General features: G+C 38.5%; 14 protein-coding genes. 8 read left to right on the forward strand and 6 right to left on the reverse strand.

Going from position 1 to position 15,172, the window contains the following annotated elements; all coding sequences use genetic code 11:
• Positions 1 to 17: 17 nt before the first annotated feature.
• The 4 genes from CH362_RS01390 (at position 18) to CH362_RS01405 (ending at position 6,074) form a co-directional block, all read left to right on the forward strand.
• Positions 18 to 3,011: a DUF2339 domain-containing protein gene (locus CH362_RS01390; RefSeq protein WP_100708568.1), complete on the forward strand. Its 2,994-nt coding sequence runs from the start codon at positions 18 to 20 to the stop codon at positions 3,009 to 3,011.
• Complete coding sequence (locus CH362_RS01395; protein WP_100708569.1) at positions 3,001 to 3,885, forward strand: M48 family metallopeptidase; 885 nt, start codon at positions 3,001 to 3,003, stop codon at positions 3,883 to 3,885. The genes CH362_RS01390 and CH362_RS01395 overlap by 11 nt, the downstream gene beginning before the upstream one ends.
• 109 nt (positions 3,886 to 3,994) lie before the next feature.
• A complete protein-coding gene (locus CH362_RS01400) occupies positions 3,995 to 4,678 on the forward strand; it encodes an SIMPL domain-containing protein (protein ID WP_100708570.1) in 684 nt (227 codons plus the stop codon).
• A 238-nt stretch (positions 4,679 to 4,916) separates the two neighbouring features.
• A complete protein-coding gene (locus CH362_RS01405; protein WP_165780215.1) occupies positions 4,917 to 6,074 on the forward strand; it encodes a hypothetical protein in 1,158 nt (385 codons plus the stop codon).
• A 49-nt stretch (positions 6,075 to 6,123) separates the two neighbouring features.
• On the opposite strand, the gene CH362_RS01410 is transcribed toward CH362_RS01405, so the two are convergent.
• From CH362_RS01410 to CH362_RS01435, 6 genes are all read right to left on the reverse strand, one after another.
• Entirely contained in the window at positions 6,124 to 7,041 is a 918-nt protein-coding gene (locus tag CH362_RS01410) for an SHOCT domain-containing protein (protein ID WP_425269003.1), read from the reverse strand.
• Positions 6,959 to 7,219 (reverse strand): carbon storage regulator CsrA, encoded by a 261-nt coding sequence (gene csrA / locus CH362_RS01415; RefSeq protein ID WP_020769544.1) that lies wholly within the window; start codon positions 7,217 to 7,219, stop codon positions 6,959 to 6,961. Before csrA ends, CH362_RS01410 begins: the two co-directional genes overlap by 83 nt.
• A complete protein-coding gene (fliW, locus tag CH362_RS01420) occupies positions 7,220 to 7,669 on the reverse strand; it encodes a flagellar assembly protein FliW (RefSeq protein WP_100708573.1) in 450 nt (149 codons plus the stop codon).
• Positions 7,670 to 7,765: 96 nt separating this feature from the next.
• Positions 7,766 to 9,031, reverse strand: coding sequence for a flagellar hook-associated protein 3 (locus CH362_RS01425; RefSeq protein WP_100708574.1), 1,266 nt, complete (start codon positions 9,029 to 9,031; stop codon positions 7,766 to 7,768).
• Positions 9,032 to 9,063: 32 nt separating this feature from the next.
• Positions 9,064 to 10,974 (reverse strand): flagellar hook-associated protein FlgK, encoded by a 1,911-nt coding sequence (gene flgK, locus CH362_RS01430; protein WP_100708575.1) that lies wholly within the window; start codon positions 10,972 to 10,974, stop codon positions 9,064 to 9,066.
• A 22-nt stretch (positions 10,975 to 10,996) separates the two neighbouring features.
• A complete protein-coding gene (locus CH362_RS01435) occupies positions 10,997 to 11,533 on the reverse strand; it encodes a flagellar protein FlgN (RefSeq protein ID WP_162494895.1) in 537 nt (178 codons plus the stop codon).
• A 241-nt stretch (positions 11,534 to 11,774) separates the two neighbouring features.
• On the opposite strand from CH362_RS01435, the gene CH362_RS01440 reads away from it, so the two are divergent.
• The 4 genes from CH362_RS01440 to CH362_RS01455 all read left to right on the forward strand — a co-directional run bounded on the left by CH362_RS01440 (position 11,775) and on the right by CH362_RS01455 (position 15,124).
• Entirely contained in the window at positions 11,775 to 12,491 is a 717-nt protein-coding gene (locus tag CH362_RS01440; protein ID WP_100708576.1) for a glycoside hydrolase family 25 protein, read from the forward strand.
• A gap of 12 nt (positions 12,492 to 12,503) precedes the next feature.
• On the forward strand, positions 12,504 to 12,917 hold the full coding sequence (locus tag CH362_RS01445) for an acyl-CoA thioesterase (protein ID WP_100708577.1): 414 nt from the start codon (positions 12,504 to 12,506) through the stop codon (positions 12,915 to 12,917).
• A 100-nt stretch (positions 12,918 to 13,017) separates the two neighbouring features.
• Positions 13,018 to 13,932, forward strand: coding sequence for an alpha/beta fold hydrolase (locus CH362_RS01450; RefSeq protein ID WP_100708578.1), 915 nt, complete (start codon positions 13,018 to 13,020; stop codon positions 13,930 to 13,932).
• 88 nt (positions 13,933 to 14,020) lie between these two features.
• On the forward strand, positions 14,021 to 15,124 hold the full coding sequence (locus tag CH362_RS01455) for a M23 family metallopeptidase (RefSeq protein WP_100708579.1): 1,104 nt from the start codon (positions 14,021 to 14,023) through the stop codon (positions 15,122 to 15,124).
• Positions 15,125 to 15,172 lie beyond the last annotated feature (48 nt).

Genomic DNA, 15,172 nt, shown 5'->3' on the forward strand with positions numbered 1-15,172 from the left:
GAAAAGGCCTACCTATTATGGAATTTTTCATCGGTTTATTAGCATTCTTTGCCGGAGTATTCTACCTTATCGTTCCCTTCATTTTATTGTCCAAGATCAACGGACTTTCGGAAAGGATCCAAGATCTGGAGAATCAATTAAGGGAGAAGGGGCCTTCTACCCTTCCAGAAACTCAGGTAGAAAAGAAAAGGCCTCCTATCAAAGAAGAAAAGCCTATCTTGGTAAAAGAAACAATCCCAGAAGCCAAGAAAGAAGTCCCTTCTTCCAAGCCAGTTACAAAAACTCCAAAACCTGCAGCGATTGTACCTCCAACTATTATAAAACAAGAACCTCAACCTATAGCTAAAAAATCAGAGGCTTGGGAAAAATTTGAGAAACAGATCGCGAATAATTGGACCGGGATCTTAGGAACAATCATACTTGTGATGGGTGTTGGATTCTTAGGAATTTATGCAGCCTTGAACATGTCTCCATTCTTCAGATTCTTAATGGTATTAGGGATCGGAATCGGCCTATTCGTAATTTCTATTCTTCTAGTTAAAAAAGAATTCTGGGAACAGATCGGATATTGGATCAGAAGCGGTTCAGGTGCAGTCATCTTATTCTCTTGTATAGCAGCAGTTTCTGTTCCAGGAATGAAATGGATAGAGTCTGAACTTTATGCGCTCCTCTTAGTCATTGCTGGAATTTTAGTAAACCTAGGACTTGCATGGCAGACTTCTCAGCAAAAGTTTGCGAGTCTTCATATAGTATTAAGTTTAATCTCTTTGGCGATACTTCCACTGAGCACTTTGATCTTCTTCTTAGCTGTTGGAGTTTCTGCTTTCAGTGTGGTTTTATCTTATAAAACTAAATGGGAATTTCATTTAATACAAACTGCGATCTCCTTTTTGATTTTAAATTTTCTTTATAAAGGACATTTCACAGAACAACTACATGTGCTAAATTCTCCTCATTCTAGAACTTGGGGAATTTTAGGAACTCTTGTTGTTGGAATTCCATCCATCTTAGCTCATTATCGAAAAGTATATTCTTCTCCAAATCTCCAAAGACTTCCTTTTATAACTCACTTGATTATTTGGGCCGGGATCGGTTTAGGATTATCAGTCTATTCAACAGGATCTAAATGGAATCCTCCTGTACTGATCTCTGTTTCTATCGGATTATTTTTCTGGGCCAGGACCGCTCGAGAAAAATTAAACATTCGTTGGCTTTATCTCACTGATACTTTAGTCTCTTTAGCTCTTGCTTCTATCGGGATCATATTACTCACTCGATGGGAAGTCGATCTATTCCTGATCAATGTATATGTTTCACTTTTATTCTCTATCTTCTTTGTCATAAGTGCCGAAGAAAAAGAAAACCTACTTAAGAATATAGGAGCAGTACTTCTTCATATTTCTTGGGTTTGGTATATTCTTCTTCTTATCATAAAATACTTCGGTGGATTGAATTTAGGAGCTTGGCCAATCATTATCACCACGATAGTGATGATCATCCTTACATTCTTGATCCAATCCTATGATGAGATCCGAAATAAGGAAAGTTCTACTGCAAGCGACGATATTTATGGTGTCGGAGGAGATGATAGAATTTCTCCGGCAGGACTTTTTTCAGGATTATTAGCTTCCGCTATTTGTTTCCAATTATTTGATTGGAAACATTCGGAGCTATATCTTCCTGCGTTCGGAGTAATTTTGTTGGTTATCCGACAAAATAGGAATTGGAACGGTTTAGGAGTTGGGATTTTCTTCTTCGTTGCTGCATTACACTTTGAAGTGATCTATAGAATTTATTCTTTGGAAAGATGGGAAGTACTACTAAGAGATCTTCCTACGATCCTATTCTGTTTCTTGATGATCCCTCTTTCTAAAGTGAAGATGGGTTCAGACAAGATCAGATATTTTTCTTCTCCAGGGGCGACACTTCTATCCTTACATATCGTATTCTTGGCTTACTGGACTACTCAAAGTCTTTCTCCATTCTTACCAGGAATACTTTGGCTTCTTCTTTCCTTGGTATATTTAGAAACCAAAAACTTTTTCTCAGAAAGAGAGAAAATTTGGGAAAACACTTGGAAGTCTTCCATCAATTCTGCGGGGTCTGTGTGGCAATTTTTTGCACTGATATTCGTGGGATTGTTTTTAAGCGCTCATATTCTGGTCCATCTACAATCAGAATTATATGTGGGAATTTTCAAGATCAGATTTTTGATCCAAGCATTAGCAATCGGAGTATTTTTATATTGGGCAAAAAGCCCAAATCCTAAAGAAGAAACTCCAAACTATTGGAATTCTCTTTTACCATTGTTCTGGGAATTAACGGGAATATTTATCACTGCAATCATCGCATTAGAAATTCCGAATACATGGTTACCAGTAGCTTGGGTCGCTTGGGCATTCTTCTTAAATCAGATCAGTTTAAAAACTTCTTGGGAAATTTCCAGATTCAGATTTTATTCTCTCTGTTTTTATTGGTATTCATGTATCCATGTAGCATTCATTTCCAGTTCTTCCCTAACTCCTTCTGAATATTGGGCGAACCAAGAATGGTTGGGTGGACTTGTCGGGATCGTGTTACAGACTGCTTACTTAGTAAGGATCCAGCTTCTTCCTCCATTCCAAGGAATAGAAGCAGAAGGTTATCCTGGTAAGATCAGAAGCCTTTCTGAAAAACTGGACCAAAGGTCTGACTATACAATATTCTATCCTTTGTTTGCAGCAGGAGCTTTCTTCTTATTCTGGAGTTTTGATTCTTCTTTATTAACTCTATTATGGATGGTAGAAGTGTTCATCGTATTCTCAATAGGACTTATTCTGAAAAAAGAACATTTCCGTTATGTGTCCTTGGTAGCAATGCTCATATGTCTACTTAGATTGATCTTCTGGGATCTTTCTCAATCTTCTACGATCACTCGTGCTTTAGTATTCTTGGGAGTGGGAGGAATACTGATCCTAATGAACACTCTCTACAGCAAATTTGGGAATAAGGAGAAAACAGATGCTCCGTAATCGATTATTATTCTTTGTTATACTTTTAGCATCAGGAGCAGCCATCTCATTTTTGGCAGTAAAGAGTAAGGCGAATGTAGAAATGCCTGCCACTCTTTCTCCTGCATTTCAGTTATTGGGAAAACCGATCAAAACCTTGGATCGTTCTCTCACAAAGCTAATGCCTATTAGCGATTTGGATGAGAAGAAGCTGGGAGATTCAGTTGCATTACGTTACGAGTCCTATGCAGATGAAAAAGATCCAGATCTGATCTATTTAAGAAGTTTAGTTTCAAATCTTACAATTGGGAAAGAGAAAAGGTTCGAATATAGGATTTTTATAATGGATTCTTCCGTTCCAAATGCTTATGCAATGCCAGGAGGCATCTTATTTGTAACAAAGGGACTTCTCTCTATGGTAAACTCAGAGGCAGAATTAGTAGCTGTAATAGGGCATGAAATTGGTCACGTAGAACTTTCTCACTGCATGGATATGGTAAGAGGAGAATTATTAGCGAAGAAGATCGGTGCCTCTACTTTAGGAGAGCTTGCAGACCTGACTGCATCTTTACTCTTAAAATCTGCTTTCGGAAAAAATCAAGAAGATGAAGCGGATTCTTACGGTTACGATCTACTGCTCAGGGAATATTACGACCCATTTGCAATGGGAAGAACCTTTCTAAAACTTCAGGAAGCAAGCGGTGGAAAGGAAAATGCCTCTTCTCCCATCCAAGAATATTTTATGACACATCCTTATCTTTCTCACCGTTCCGAAAAATTTACGGAAAAAGCAAAACGAGAAGAAGAAGGAAAATATTATGTAGGGAAGAAGAACTTAAAAAAACGAGTCAGCCGTTACCAAGACGAACTCGATAAAGAATTCGTAAAATACTGAAAGTTTCTTCTTACAAATTTCATTTTTTATAACTTGGAATAAAATCTAAAAATCCGGAACCGTTCGGGAATTTCCCCGGACGGAAAAAGGTCTTACCTCTGGAGTTTTTATGAAAAAAATATTATTCGGGTGCATATTATTATTCGCTAGCTTCGGTTCCACATTTGCAGAACAAGAAAAAGTTCTGATTGTTAGCGGATTCTCCAAAGTTGCAGTTCCTGCAGAACTTATAGAAATTCGTATCGGAGTAGAAACAGAATCCAAAACAGCAGAAGAAGCTCATGAGAAAACTTCCTCAAAGACTGATTCTCTTGTAAAATATCTCAAAAAGCAGTCTTTACATTCGTTACAAACAGAAGCAATTCGTCTGCAAACAATATACGAATATCCTAAATCTGGAGCGAGACAGATCAAAGGTTATGTAGCGTCTAATACAGTTTTAATAAGAGCTAAAGTAGAGTCTGCAGGCAAACTAATTGATGAGTCCATACAAAATGGAGCAAATCAAATCATTGGGATCCGATTGCAGGCAACGGATGCAAATTTGGAGAAGGCTTCTCAAGAAGCTTTGCAGTTAGCAGCAAAGGATGCTCGCAAAAAAGCTGATATAATTCTCTCAGCACTCGGTTTAAAATTTAAGGATTTTGTTGAGATAAGAGCAGACTTCCAAGAAATTTCCGAACCACTCCCTATCATGGATGGTTTTCAAACTATGAGCGCAAAATCTGCGACTCCAATCGAAGCTGGAAATTTATTTCGTGAAGCGAAGATCTTATTGAAGGTTTCTTATTAAAAAAACAGTTCGTAAGTGAAAAAAATCTGTCTTTTCAATCGGTTATATGGGTATGGTATTTATGGATTGTTACCTAAGTACCAATAACCCGGTAAATAGTTAACATATATCCAATTCTCTTCACTATTCTCACTACGTGAGCGGCCCTTTCGGGGGCCGCTCCGGTCTTTTGTTTTTTTCCTTGCTCTCATCTAGAATAATTGGTGTTTTGGGAAAAAAATTATTACTCTGGCACCTCATGAAAAAAAAGATCCTAGCTTTATTGGCAACTTACTTAGTTTGCTTTTCCTTATTTGGACAAACACCTCCGAATAATCAAAGACAACCTAAAAATCAACCTACGAACAATAACCAACAGCAACCACCTCAGAACCAAGCTCCTATCGGAGGCAGCGATTCTTATAACTCTTCCTCAAGTAATGGAAGTGCATATGGAAATGGTTTATTACATATTTTGGAATTAGATGGAGTCGCAGGAAGCCTGAACCAAGGTGGACCTCAATCTATTAACGGAATCTTGAATAGTGTAAGGATTGCAGGAAGCGCATTAGGCGGAACTCCTGAATTCTTCAAAGAAGATAGTAAGACCACTCCAAGTGGCGGATTTCCTAAGATCAGATATTCTCACCAACTATCTGATAATACATTCATAGGTATTGTGGCCTCTTTGGGAGAGAAATCTACAACTGAAACTACTACTACAAGTACTTCTAATAGATATACTACTGATAAAATTACTACAACCACCAATGAATGGAAGGTAAAGTATGGATGGGGACCTCTCAACTTAAACACTTCGAATGATGTAAGCTACGAATTTTCAATCGGTTATGGACAAAGTAAAACCAGTGGAGATTATTCCAATTTCGGACTCAAGCTCCCAGGTTTTAGTTCAGGAAGTTCCGATGGAATGTCAGGGTATGCGATTGGATTTGGAGATCTTAGATATAATATCACTACACTTTCTTTAGATTACGGTGTCGCAGTTCCTATGTGGAGCTGGATGAACTGGTACTTCCGAGGTGATACAAGCTTCTTCTGGGGAACCTTATCTTTAAGTTCCGCTCAGTTAGGTGTAGATACAGGTGCTACTGCAGGTGCATATAATGGCTTGGATTTTAATGCGTTCAAATCCAAAGACGGATTCTTTGCAGGAGCTTCCGGATTTACTATGACTTTCGAAACAGGTTTTGTAATTAAACCTTTCGAAACATTCGGTATTCGATTTGGCGGATTCTATCAGCTTACCTATTTCAGTGTAGGAGAAGTTAAAGGGCCTTCTATTTCCGGTGGTCAGGTCGTGGAAGCAGGCGCAGTGCCTAATTTAAGTTCCACTACTGACAACGAACAATTTGGAAATTACGGCGGAACTGTAGGATTAGTTAAGAATTTATAGTCGGTAACGCCGGCTTCAAGAGCAACGCGACTATAGTCCGCATTGCGGGCTATAGCTCTTTTAAAATTTCTGCCTTCTTCTTCTCGTATTCCTGTCTAGAGATCAATCCCTTATCCAAAAGATCCTGTAAAGTCCTCAGGCGATCTTCTATAGTTTTAGGGATTTTTTTGGTAGGAGTTCCTACGTTCTTCTTAGAAGGGTTCGCAGTCCAAAAGCCATTCTTTACTAGAATACGATTTTTAACCTCTTCTCCTTCATTTAGTAAAACAAGATAGTCTAGCCCTTCCGGTCTGATCTCAGGAAGATAAATAGAATTATCGGAAGAAGGTCCTGGCTTAATGATAGGAACTAATGTCCAGTCCTGAAAAGAGTAAGTAGTTTGAAAATCAAGCACCTGTCCTACTTCAGAAAATTCTAATACGATTCCTTCCGGGCTATTTCTAATATAAAAAATAGTCCTTCTGATCCTGAGCCCAGGACGGATAGGATCTTCTCTTTTAATAATTACTTGGTAAGCTTGTGGAAGTCCGTCTGGAATTTCCGTCTCTGCTCTGTATAATAATTCTCCCAGGCGGGAAGATTCTTCTTCAGTAAATAGTCGGACTGGTTCCGAATTAAAAACTCCTGAATTCGAAATTCCAGTGAATTTAAAAAGTTTTTCCCATCTGGAAATGAACTCTGCCTTATCCAATTGGTCCGGCCCTGCTCCAGTCAAAACTCCGGAAGCGATAGGCAACCAAGTCTCAGCCTGTAAGAAAATTGGAGTCTCTGAGGTTTTTTTAAGATAATATAATACGATTGAATCCGAAGAGGAAGCCATTCCCTTTCTTTGGGAAGACAAACAGGAAATCGTAAATAGAAGGGTAAGAAAGAAACTTAGAAGATTAAGATTTTTCTTTTTTGCCCGAATCGGTTTTTTTAAGCATGCTGCCAATTTTTCCCAATTCCTCCGGCTTAATTTTCGCACCGGCGGCCTTCTTGTTCTCAGCCTGGATTTCACGATACACTTCCGCTCTGTGAACGGAAACTTCTTTAGGAGCCTTGACTCCGATCTTTACTTGATCCCCTTTGATATCCACGATAACGATCTCAATATCGTCACCTATGATAATGGATTCATTAGTACGCCTAGCTAGTACGAGCACTTAGGACATCTCCACAGTGGCGCTTTCCAAAATTCTTTCACGTACAGAATGGATCTCGTTACGTGATACGAATTGGCGACCTGTCAAATCAGTCTTATTAATTAAAATAGGGCCTTGTAGATTTGCGGTCATAGAAGCCGGATCGTCATTCGGAATCGTCACAATGACTAAGGTCAAAGCTTCCGAAACATCCTGCAACCCGATTTGAGAAAGTTCTTCCTGGCTCAAAATGGGTTTATATTCTTTTTTAAATAAAGAAGGTGGAATTACAACAAAAGCAAGGTCCACTTCGTCGATGGACTGCAACCATTTGAATACTGACTCTTCGTCTTCTTCGATTAGGGCGAAACTTTTGTATCCCCCGAAACCTAGAAGTCCTTCCGGAAATTTGATAAGTTGTCGCTCCGAAACTTTTATTTTTCCGAAAGGTTTGCTTTGGATCTCAATCATCGACCGACCTATTTTTCAGAGCATGGCTCTAAGTTTATACTTTTTTCAAATCACTACAAGAAGAATTCCCCGACCTAATATCGGAGAATTTCACTCTTATCTTAGAAAGTCCATTAAAGTAGATTTGATTACCTTGGAGCCTACGTTAAGTGCATATTGATGGATTGTTTCCAGCCACTTCAAGTTCATGATAGTTTCTGGGAAATCGATCCCTTCGTTTTTAGCAAGTAACTCGGTCATATAGGATTTATCGAAGGAAACTCTTTGAGAATGTTCCTCCATACGATTCATCCTTGCACCAACAATGGATCTATAACGAAGAACATTTTCTAATGCAAGATCCAAGTCTTGGATATCACGACCTGAAATTCTTTCTTGGTCTTTCTGGATCAAATCGTTCCTGAATTGGATCAATACATCGAATACTGAAAGTCCAGTAACAGTTGCAGATTTACTGTAATTATTAGGAGGTTCAGAATTGCCAGAATCGATCAAACCGATATCTCTCAGAACAGTTCCGCCATCCACATCCTCTAACCAGATCTGGTGAGGTGCGGTGGAGCTAAGACTGATATTATCTTGAGCGAGTTTATTCGCCTTAGCCTCGATCGGAGAGTTATTGATCTTATCTATGATATCATCGATGGTATCGCCAGCAGAAACCTGAACTTCTACTCCATCTATCTTAAACTTTTGATCAGAGACTGCAACGTAACCTGAGTTATCCACACGGCTGGTAACACTCATGTTCGTTCCCCAGAACACTTTGTTTCCAGGAATAGTAACTGGGATATATTCTCCCTTTTCGATCTCTCTGATCTGCTCTCCGATATCTCCTCTGTATTCTACTCCGATGTATTGGTTCTTTAATTCCAATCCTTGGAGTCCTTTAATTTTGGATTCAATCGGTTCAAAAGGAGGTCTTTCGATCACATGTCCGCCAAAGAGAGGTCTTCCAGTGGCATCTCTAGTGTTTGCTATATCGACTAACGCTCTAAGTAATTCATCTATCTCTTTACCAACAGCGACTTCTAATTCGAAACCTTTATCACCTTGATAAATACCGTTAGAAGCTTGGACCGCAAGAACTCTCGCTCTTTGGAATAAGTTACCTATTCTGTCTAATTCGCCATCGATCTGTTGTAATCTTCCAAAGCCATCGTCAATGTTTGCTTGGAAAGTATCCAACTCGTTCATTCTAGATCGGAAGAACATTTGGTTGGTCGCCCTGCCAGGATCATCGGAAGGAGTCCTAATTCTTTGTCCTGTCCCCAATTGGTTTTGGGTTTCGTCCAAAGACAACTGGTGACGATTCAAAGTCCTCACCAGACTGTTATTTTGCATCATGTTAGTGATCCGCATCATGGCTTCGCCTCCTTGCTATTCCGGCGGAATTATGCGCCCAAACGATTGATGATCGTATCTAGAATTTCATTCATAGTGTTGATCATCTTCGCAGACGCATTGTACGAGTGCTGGAACTGGACCATATTGGCCATTTCCTCGTCCAAACTTACACCCATCACCGACTGTCTCATATTTTCGAGTTCGGTCATAAGATCTGATTGGATCCCAAATTCTTGTTTTGATTCTCTTGCTTCTGTTGCAAGTTTAGAGATCAGACTATTATAAAAATCATCTGTGGTTTTGGAATAATCCACCATCACAGGATTATTTCTAAGGGAAGAAGCTACTAAAAGAGCATTCCTACCGTCCTTATGACCCCCAGGAGAATTATAATCTCCTGTTCCACCAACGTCCTTTCCTCTTGCTGCCGCGATATTTGCTACGTTATTCGCAATATGCTCATTCACTTTAAAATGAGAAGAAGGATGAAAATGTGGAGTTAAAGTAATGTCTTCCGGCTTAGATTGAAGTTTGGTAATTTCTCCCAAACGTTTATAATCATAAGCACCAGAAGGTCCGGAAGCCATCAGCATTCCAGTCAAACCAACTAATAATTCTCCAGAATCTTCAATATGTCTAAGAATGAAGTTTTTCTTAGGAGAATCTTCTGCAACAGTCGCTTTGAATGCTAATTGGTTATCATGGTTCATATAAGCCACAACACCAACCTTAGAAGCATTTATACGTTTAATAATACCGTTCAGAGTATCATTTGCAGAATAAGGAATTAAAACCTGAGTTTCTTTTTCGTCAGGTTTTAAGAATGTCATGGTTCCGCTGATCCCTACAGGACGATCCGGATCCAAAGTATTCTTACCTGTTACTCTAAAGATCGCAGAAATATCATTCTGGCCATCGCCGTCTGAATCATATTCACCGAAAGTATTCAAAGCCAAAGAACGAATATCGAAGAAGTTCTGATTCGTATTTCCATTCAAACCAAAACCGTCTTTATGGATCTCGTTGATCACGTCCATAACGTTGATCGCAAGAGCATCCACTTGATCGATTTTCTCACCCAGGATCTTATCTCTAACTTCGATCAAACCCTGTAATCTTCCTTTTCGGAGAAGGACGGGATCTCCAGTAACCTTCCAATAAAGATCTAATAAACCATCTTTAGAAGGATTTCCTAATATATCGACTTTATTGAGCTTGCCACCTTGGACAAGGATCTGCTGGCCAATAAATACCATCAGCTCGTCTTCATCACTTCTACCAATTGTGATATCAGTTAAGCCAGAAAGTTCTTGGAGAAGAGCATCTCTTTTGTCGTAAAGATCGTTCGGTCTATCGCCTAAAGCTTCCGACTTAGCAATCCTTTCGTTTAAAGTACGGATATTCTCCCCGATCGTATTCAGATGAAGTGCATGAGCTTCGATCTCACGGTTCGATTGATCCCTCAATTGAGAAAGTTTACGATACACATCTTCAATTCTACTTCCGAGGCCTTGTGCTTTTTCTAAAACTACGGAGCGATGTGCGTTATCTTCAGGATAATTTGCGAGTTCTTCCCAAGAAGACCAGAATTTATCCATTAAAGTTCTAAGAGTAGTACCGTTAGGCTCGTTGAAAATATTCTCTGCTTGGTAGAGATATTCATTCTTTGCTGCCCAATAATCTTTTACACCAGAAGTTTCAATAATTCGATCATCGATAAAATTATCTCTAACACGTTCGATGGAACCGATTTCAACACCTTGACCGATCTGGCCAGGAAGATGAGCGCGATTCAAAGAAGGTTCGTACAGAGGGTCAGTCGCTTGTAAAACAACTCTTTGGCGAGAATAATGTTTATTATCCGCGTTTGAAATATTATGGCCGGTAGTTTGTAAGGCCTGCTGATGAGCCGCAAGACCTCTTTTACCAATTTCTAATCCGGAGAATGTGGATCCCATACTTCTTCCCTCCTATCCAATCTTACGCGGAAGCGTTTACGAGCACCGAGGAACGTTTCTTTTTGTTCCTAACAGTGCTTGGATTTTCATCCTCGTAAACTGCGACTTCTCCGCTATTTGCGTTTGTTCGCATCGCGTCGATGGTGGCCTTCAAAAATTCCTGTCTGGTTCGGATCAATTTATCATTGGCTTTGATCTTATCTTTAAGCCTATGAACCGTATCCTTCAATCTTGTTCCGAGTTGTTTCAACTTGTGCTCGGATTCACGGTCTATCTTATTTAAAAAATCAGTAAGAGTAAGTTCGCCTTCTTTAGGAATTCCTAAATTACCTGATGTATAAACATCATGAATAGCGGACATACGAACTCTTTCCAGTTCGCTTGCGTGAACGATCAATTCATAAGTCTTTTTAGAAATCGTTTCCAAAGATCTTCCGTCCGCTTTCGTGATCGATTCAGTCTTTTCTTTCTCTAACTCCAGGATTTCGGAGTACAGTCGGATTTCTTCCTCGAAAAGAGAAGACACCCGATCCAACCATTCCTCTTTATTTAATATCATTGTCCGGTCCCTGTTCTTTGTTTCGGCGGAATCCAGAATTTTATGAGGGGTTTTTTTAGAAATTCAGAGGCTTAAAAAGTGGAGATGTAGAACTAGGAAGAATTTTCTAAAGAGAAGAAGGTGATTTGCTGAAATCCGGAATTCCCATAAGAGACATAATTTTTCTAGACGTTGGAATTCCAACATCTAGAAAAAAGGCTGAATTCTTACTTTCACAGGATTTCTTTATCAAAGCATACATATGAAAGCCATTCAAAAAATAACTCTCCTTCTTTCAATACTCGTCGTAGCTGTGAGCAGTTTATATACCGCTTTCGATAAAGGAATCATCTGGTTTGTATATCCATCTGAATCTAAATATCCGATCCGAGGGATTGATGTTTCTAATCATCAAGGAGATATTAATTGGAAGAAGGTCTCAGAAAACAAAATCAACTTCGCGTATATTAAGGCTACTGAAGGTGGAGATTGGAAAGATAAAGCCTTCTTACGAAATTGGAAAGAAGCAAATCAGTTAGGGATCAGAGTCGGAGCCTATCATTTTTTCACATTATGCCGTTCTGGAAAAGAACAAGCTGCTAATTTTATTTCATTAGTTCCCAAAGATCCTGAGTCATTACCTCCCGTTGCCGATCTAGAGTTTGTTGGAAACTGCAAAGAAAGACCTCCCATACAGGACGTGAAAAAAGAAATCCAAGATTTTTTAATCGCATTAGAAAATCATTATGGTAAAAAGCCGATCTTATATCTTACCTACGAATTTATAGATCAATATTTAGAAGACGATTTTTCGGAATATCCAGTTTGGATCCGGGATATATTCGGACATCCATCCTCTTCTTTCAAAAGGAATTGGATCATATGGCAATATCATAGCAGAGCAAGATTGGAAGGGATAGAAGGTCCGGTAGATCTGAATGTTTTGAGAGGTACTGAGGAGACTTTAAAGAATTTATAGAAGTTTAAATGTATGGCGAATAAAATTTACACCGTAAACAAGATCATTCGGATGCAACATTGTGATCCGGGAGGAGTCGTTTTCACACCTCAATACTTTAACTTATTTGTAGAAGCGATAGAAGATTGGTTTAGAGAAGGAATCGGATTCGGATTTTCTCAAATGGTGAGTAGAGATCATCAAGGTATTCCTGCTATGAAGATCGTAGCGAAATTTTATAAGCCCTCTAAGTTAGGAGATATATTAGAATTTCGAGTAAAAGTAAAACGTCTTAGGCGCCAGAATATCTTGATCCATGTGGAAGCTCTGTGTGAACAAGAAAGGAGATGCTCCGGAGATTTTTTACACGGATTTGCATCTCTTAAAAGTTTAAGCTTAACCGATTGGCCTCAAGACATTTATCGTAAATTAGAAGAATATCTATAACTTCTATCTTTTCGTTCACAATAAATAAACGATCGTTTACATACTCAAATATTATTCTTTCTTGAATCCTAAACGAATCCGAGTAATATTCGCCCCTATCATGCCCGCCGATCTAAAAGAAGAACTGCAAACTTTTCCTTTCCCCACTGATTTTCCAGAAGTACGTTCCAAATATATACATGCTAACGGACAAAAGTTTTTTGTATTAGAGTCAGGCCCTAAAGACGGAAAACCATTATTATTATTACATGGGTTTCCGGAATTCTCTTATGCCTGGAAAAACCAAATCGGTTATTTTGCAAAGCTTGGATATTTAGTGATCGCTCCAGATCAACGAGGATATGCAAGAAGTTCTAAACCTAAATCTATCTCCGATTATGGATTAGATATTTTATCCGAAGATATTATTTCAATTCTAGATGTTTATGGAATTTCCAAAACGGATATTATAGCTCATGATTGGGGAGGAGCAGTAACATATTGGACTCTCTCCAAGTTTCCAGAAAGATTTAGAAAAGCATGCATTTTGAATGTCCCTCATCCAACGATCATGAAAAGAAAAATTCTTTCTGATAAGTCTCAAAGAAAGAAGAGTATGTACATTCTTTTCTTTAGGATTCCTTGGTTACCTGAATTCTTACTTTCCAGATTAAATTTCAGAAAATTAGAAAGATCCTTAACTAAAACATCTATGAAAGGTGCATTCTCTCCAGAAGAAATCTCTCTTTATAAAGAAGTTTGGGCAATACCCGGATGTATAAAGTCAATGCTACATTGGTACCGCGCAGCAGTCAAAAATCCTCCTAAATTGATCCGAAGCAGAAAGATCAAAGTCCCTACTAGGATTTTCTGGGGAGAGAAAGACAGGTTTTTAGCGAAAGAAATGGCAGAAGAAACTTTGGAATTATTTTTAGATGTATCCGTTCGTTTCTTTTCTAAAGGCACTCACTGGATCCATCATGAGATCCCTCAGATATTAAATCCTGAATTAGAGTCCTTTTTATTAGAAGAATAGATTCTTTCCAAATTTGGAAAAATATTTCTGTACCAATATACGTCTTATCCGATTATAAGAATGTCCGTGTCTCGGACTCCTTTTTCCAATGCGTATCTTTTCTAAAAATATCTTTCTATTTGTATCTCTAATTCTCTTTTCTAGCTCTTTACATTTTGCAAAAGAGACTATTAAAAAGAAAAAAGAAGAACCTAAAAAAGTTTCAGTTGTTCCAAAGCTGAACCACATTGCTCTAAATTCTAAACCAGAAAAGAAGAAGGAGGAGAAAAAACCTAAGACTGTTGTCTCGGAACAAAAAACATCTAAAAGATTAAAAGGTGAGATAGTAGAAAAAAAGGAAGAACTGTTTTCATTCTCTCTTGCTGGTAGAAAGTTCGCACAAGGTGAACTTCTATTTTTAAGAATAAAACCTTTGCCTAAAATTTTAGATAAGCTCGGAAATTTTACAATCAGCTGGGAAGGGCAAGAGATCCCATTCAATCAAAGAGAAGGTTATATACTCACCTTTCTTCCTATCTCTCCTGAATTTTCAAAACCATACGGAGTTTTGGAATTAACCGAAAAACATCTCTTCACTAAAAACGATTCCAAGAAGTACGAGATCCCGATCCAAAAAACTTACTTTGCGACTTCTAAAGTTTCTCATCTTACAATGGATAAACAGTATACGACTGACGAACTTTCAGAAGAAACAAAAACATTCATCAAAGAATGTTCCGAAGCAAAAGCAAAGGCATTTCAATCTAAGTCGGATCTTCAGATAGAAACGGATTTCGAATACCCGGTTCACAATCCAATCTTAAACAGCCCTTTTTATAAACGTAGGATCTATAATAAAGAGAAGGGTCGTCCTCATGGTGGCTCTGATTTCAAAGGTGGTATTGGAGATCCAATTTACGCAATCAATGATGGCACCGTGATCTTAGCAAGATCTATGTACTACGAAGGAAACTTCACAGTGATAGATCATGGGTTGGAAATTTATTCCTTATATATGCACCAATCTGAAATTTTAGTAAAGCCAGGTGATAAAGTGAAGAAGGGAGATTTGATCGGCAAGATAGGAACTACCGGTATGTCAACAGGTCCCCATTTGCATTTGGGACTTAGAGTTTTAGGAACAATGATCGATCCACTTTCAGTTGTTCAAACAGATCTAATAGAAGTTAGAAAGAAAACTTCCAAAAAATAATCCATCGAATCGGGAGAGAAGATAATATCTCTCCCGATAATAGGTCTT

It is taken from the genome of Leptospira saintgironsiae, assembly GCF_002811765.1.
Lineage (GTDB): Bacteria > Spirochaetota > Leptospiria > Leptospirales > Leptospiraceae > Leptospira_B > Leptospira_B saintgironsiae.

Coding starts and splice junctions, on each gene's coding strand:
- CH362_RS01440 (WP_100708576.1), top strand. CDS start 11,775: ATGAAAGCCATTCAAAAAATAACTCTCCTTCTTTCAATACTCGTCGTA.
- CH362_RS01390 (WP_100708568.1), top strand. CDS start 18: ATGGAATTTTTCATCGGTTTATTAGCATTCTTTGCCGGAGTATTCTAC.
- CH362_RS01445 (WP_100708577.1), top strand. CDS start 12,504: ATGGCGAATAAAATTTACACCGTAAACAAGATCATTCGGATGCAACAT.
- fliW (WP_100708573.1), bottom strand. CDS start 7,669: ATGATTGAGATCCAAAGCAAACCTTTCGGAAAAATAAAAGTTTCGGAG.
- CH362_RS01400 (WP_100708570.1), top strand. CDS start 3,995: ATGAAAAAAATATTATTCGGGTGCATATTATTATTCGCTAGCTTCGGT.
- CH362_RS01435 (WP_162494895.1), bottom strand. CDS start 11,533: ATGATATTAAATAAAGAGGAATGGTTGGATCGGGTGTCTTCTCTTTTC.
- CH362_RS01450 (WP_100708578.1), top strand. CDS start 13,018: ATGCCCGCCGATCTAAAAGAAGAACTGCAAACTTTTCCTTTCCCCACT.
- CH362_RS01395 (WP_100708569.1), top strand. CDS start 3,001: ATGCTCCGTAATCGATTATTATTCTTTGTTATACTTTTAGCATCAGGA.
- flgK (WP_100708575.1), bottom strand. CDS start 10,974: ATGGGATCCACATTCTCCGGATTAGAAATTGGTAAAAGAGGTCTTGCG.
- CH362_RS01405 (WP_165780215.1), top strand. CDS start 4,917: ATGAAAAAAAAGATCCTAGCTTTATTGGCAACTTACTTAGTTTGCTTT.
- CH362_RS01425 (WP_100708574.1), bottom strand. CDS start 9,031: ATGCGGATCACTAACATGATGCAAAATAACAGTCTGGTGAGGACTTTG.
- CH362_RS01455 (WP_100708579.1), top strand. CDS start 14,021: ATGCGTATCTTTTCTAAAAATATCTTTCTATTTGTATCTCTAATTCTC.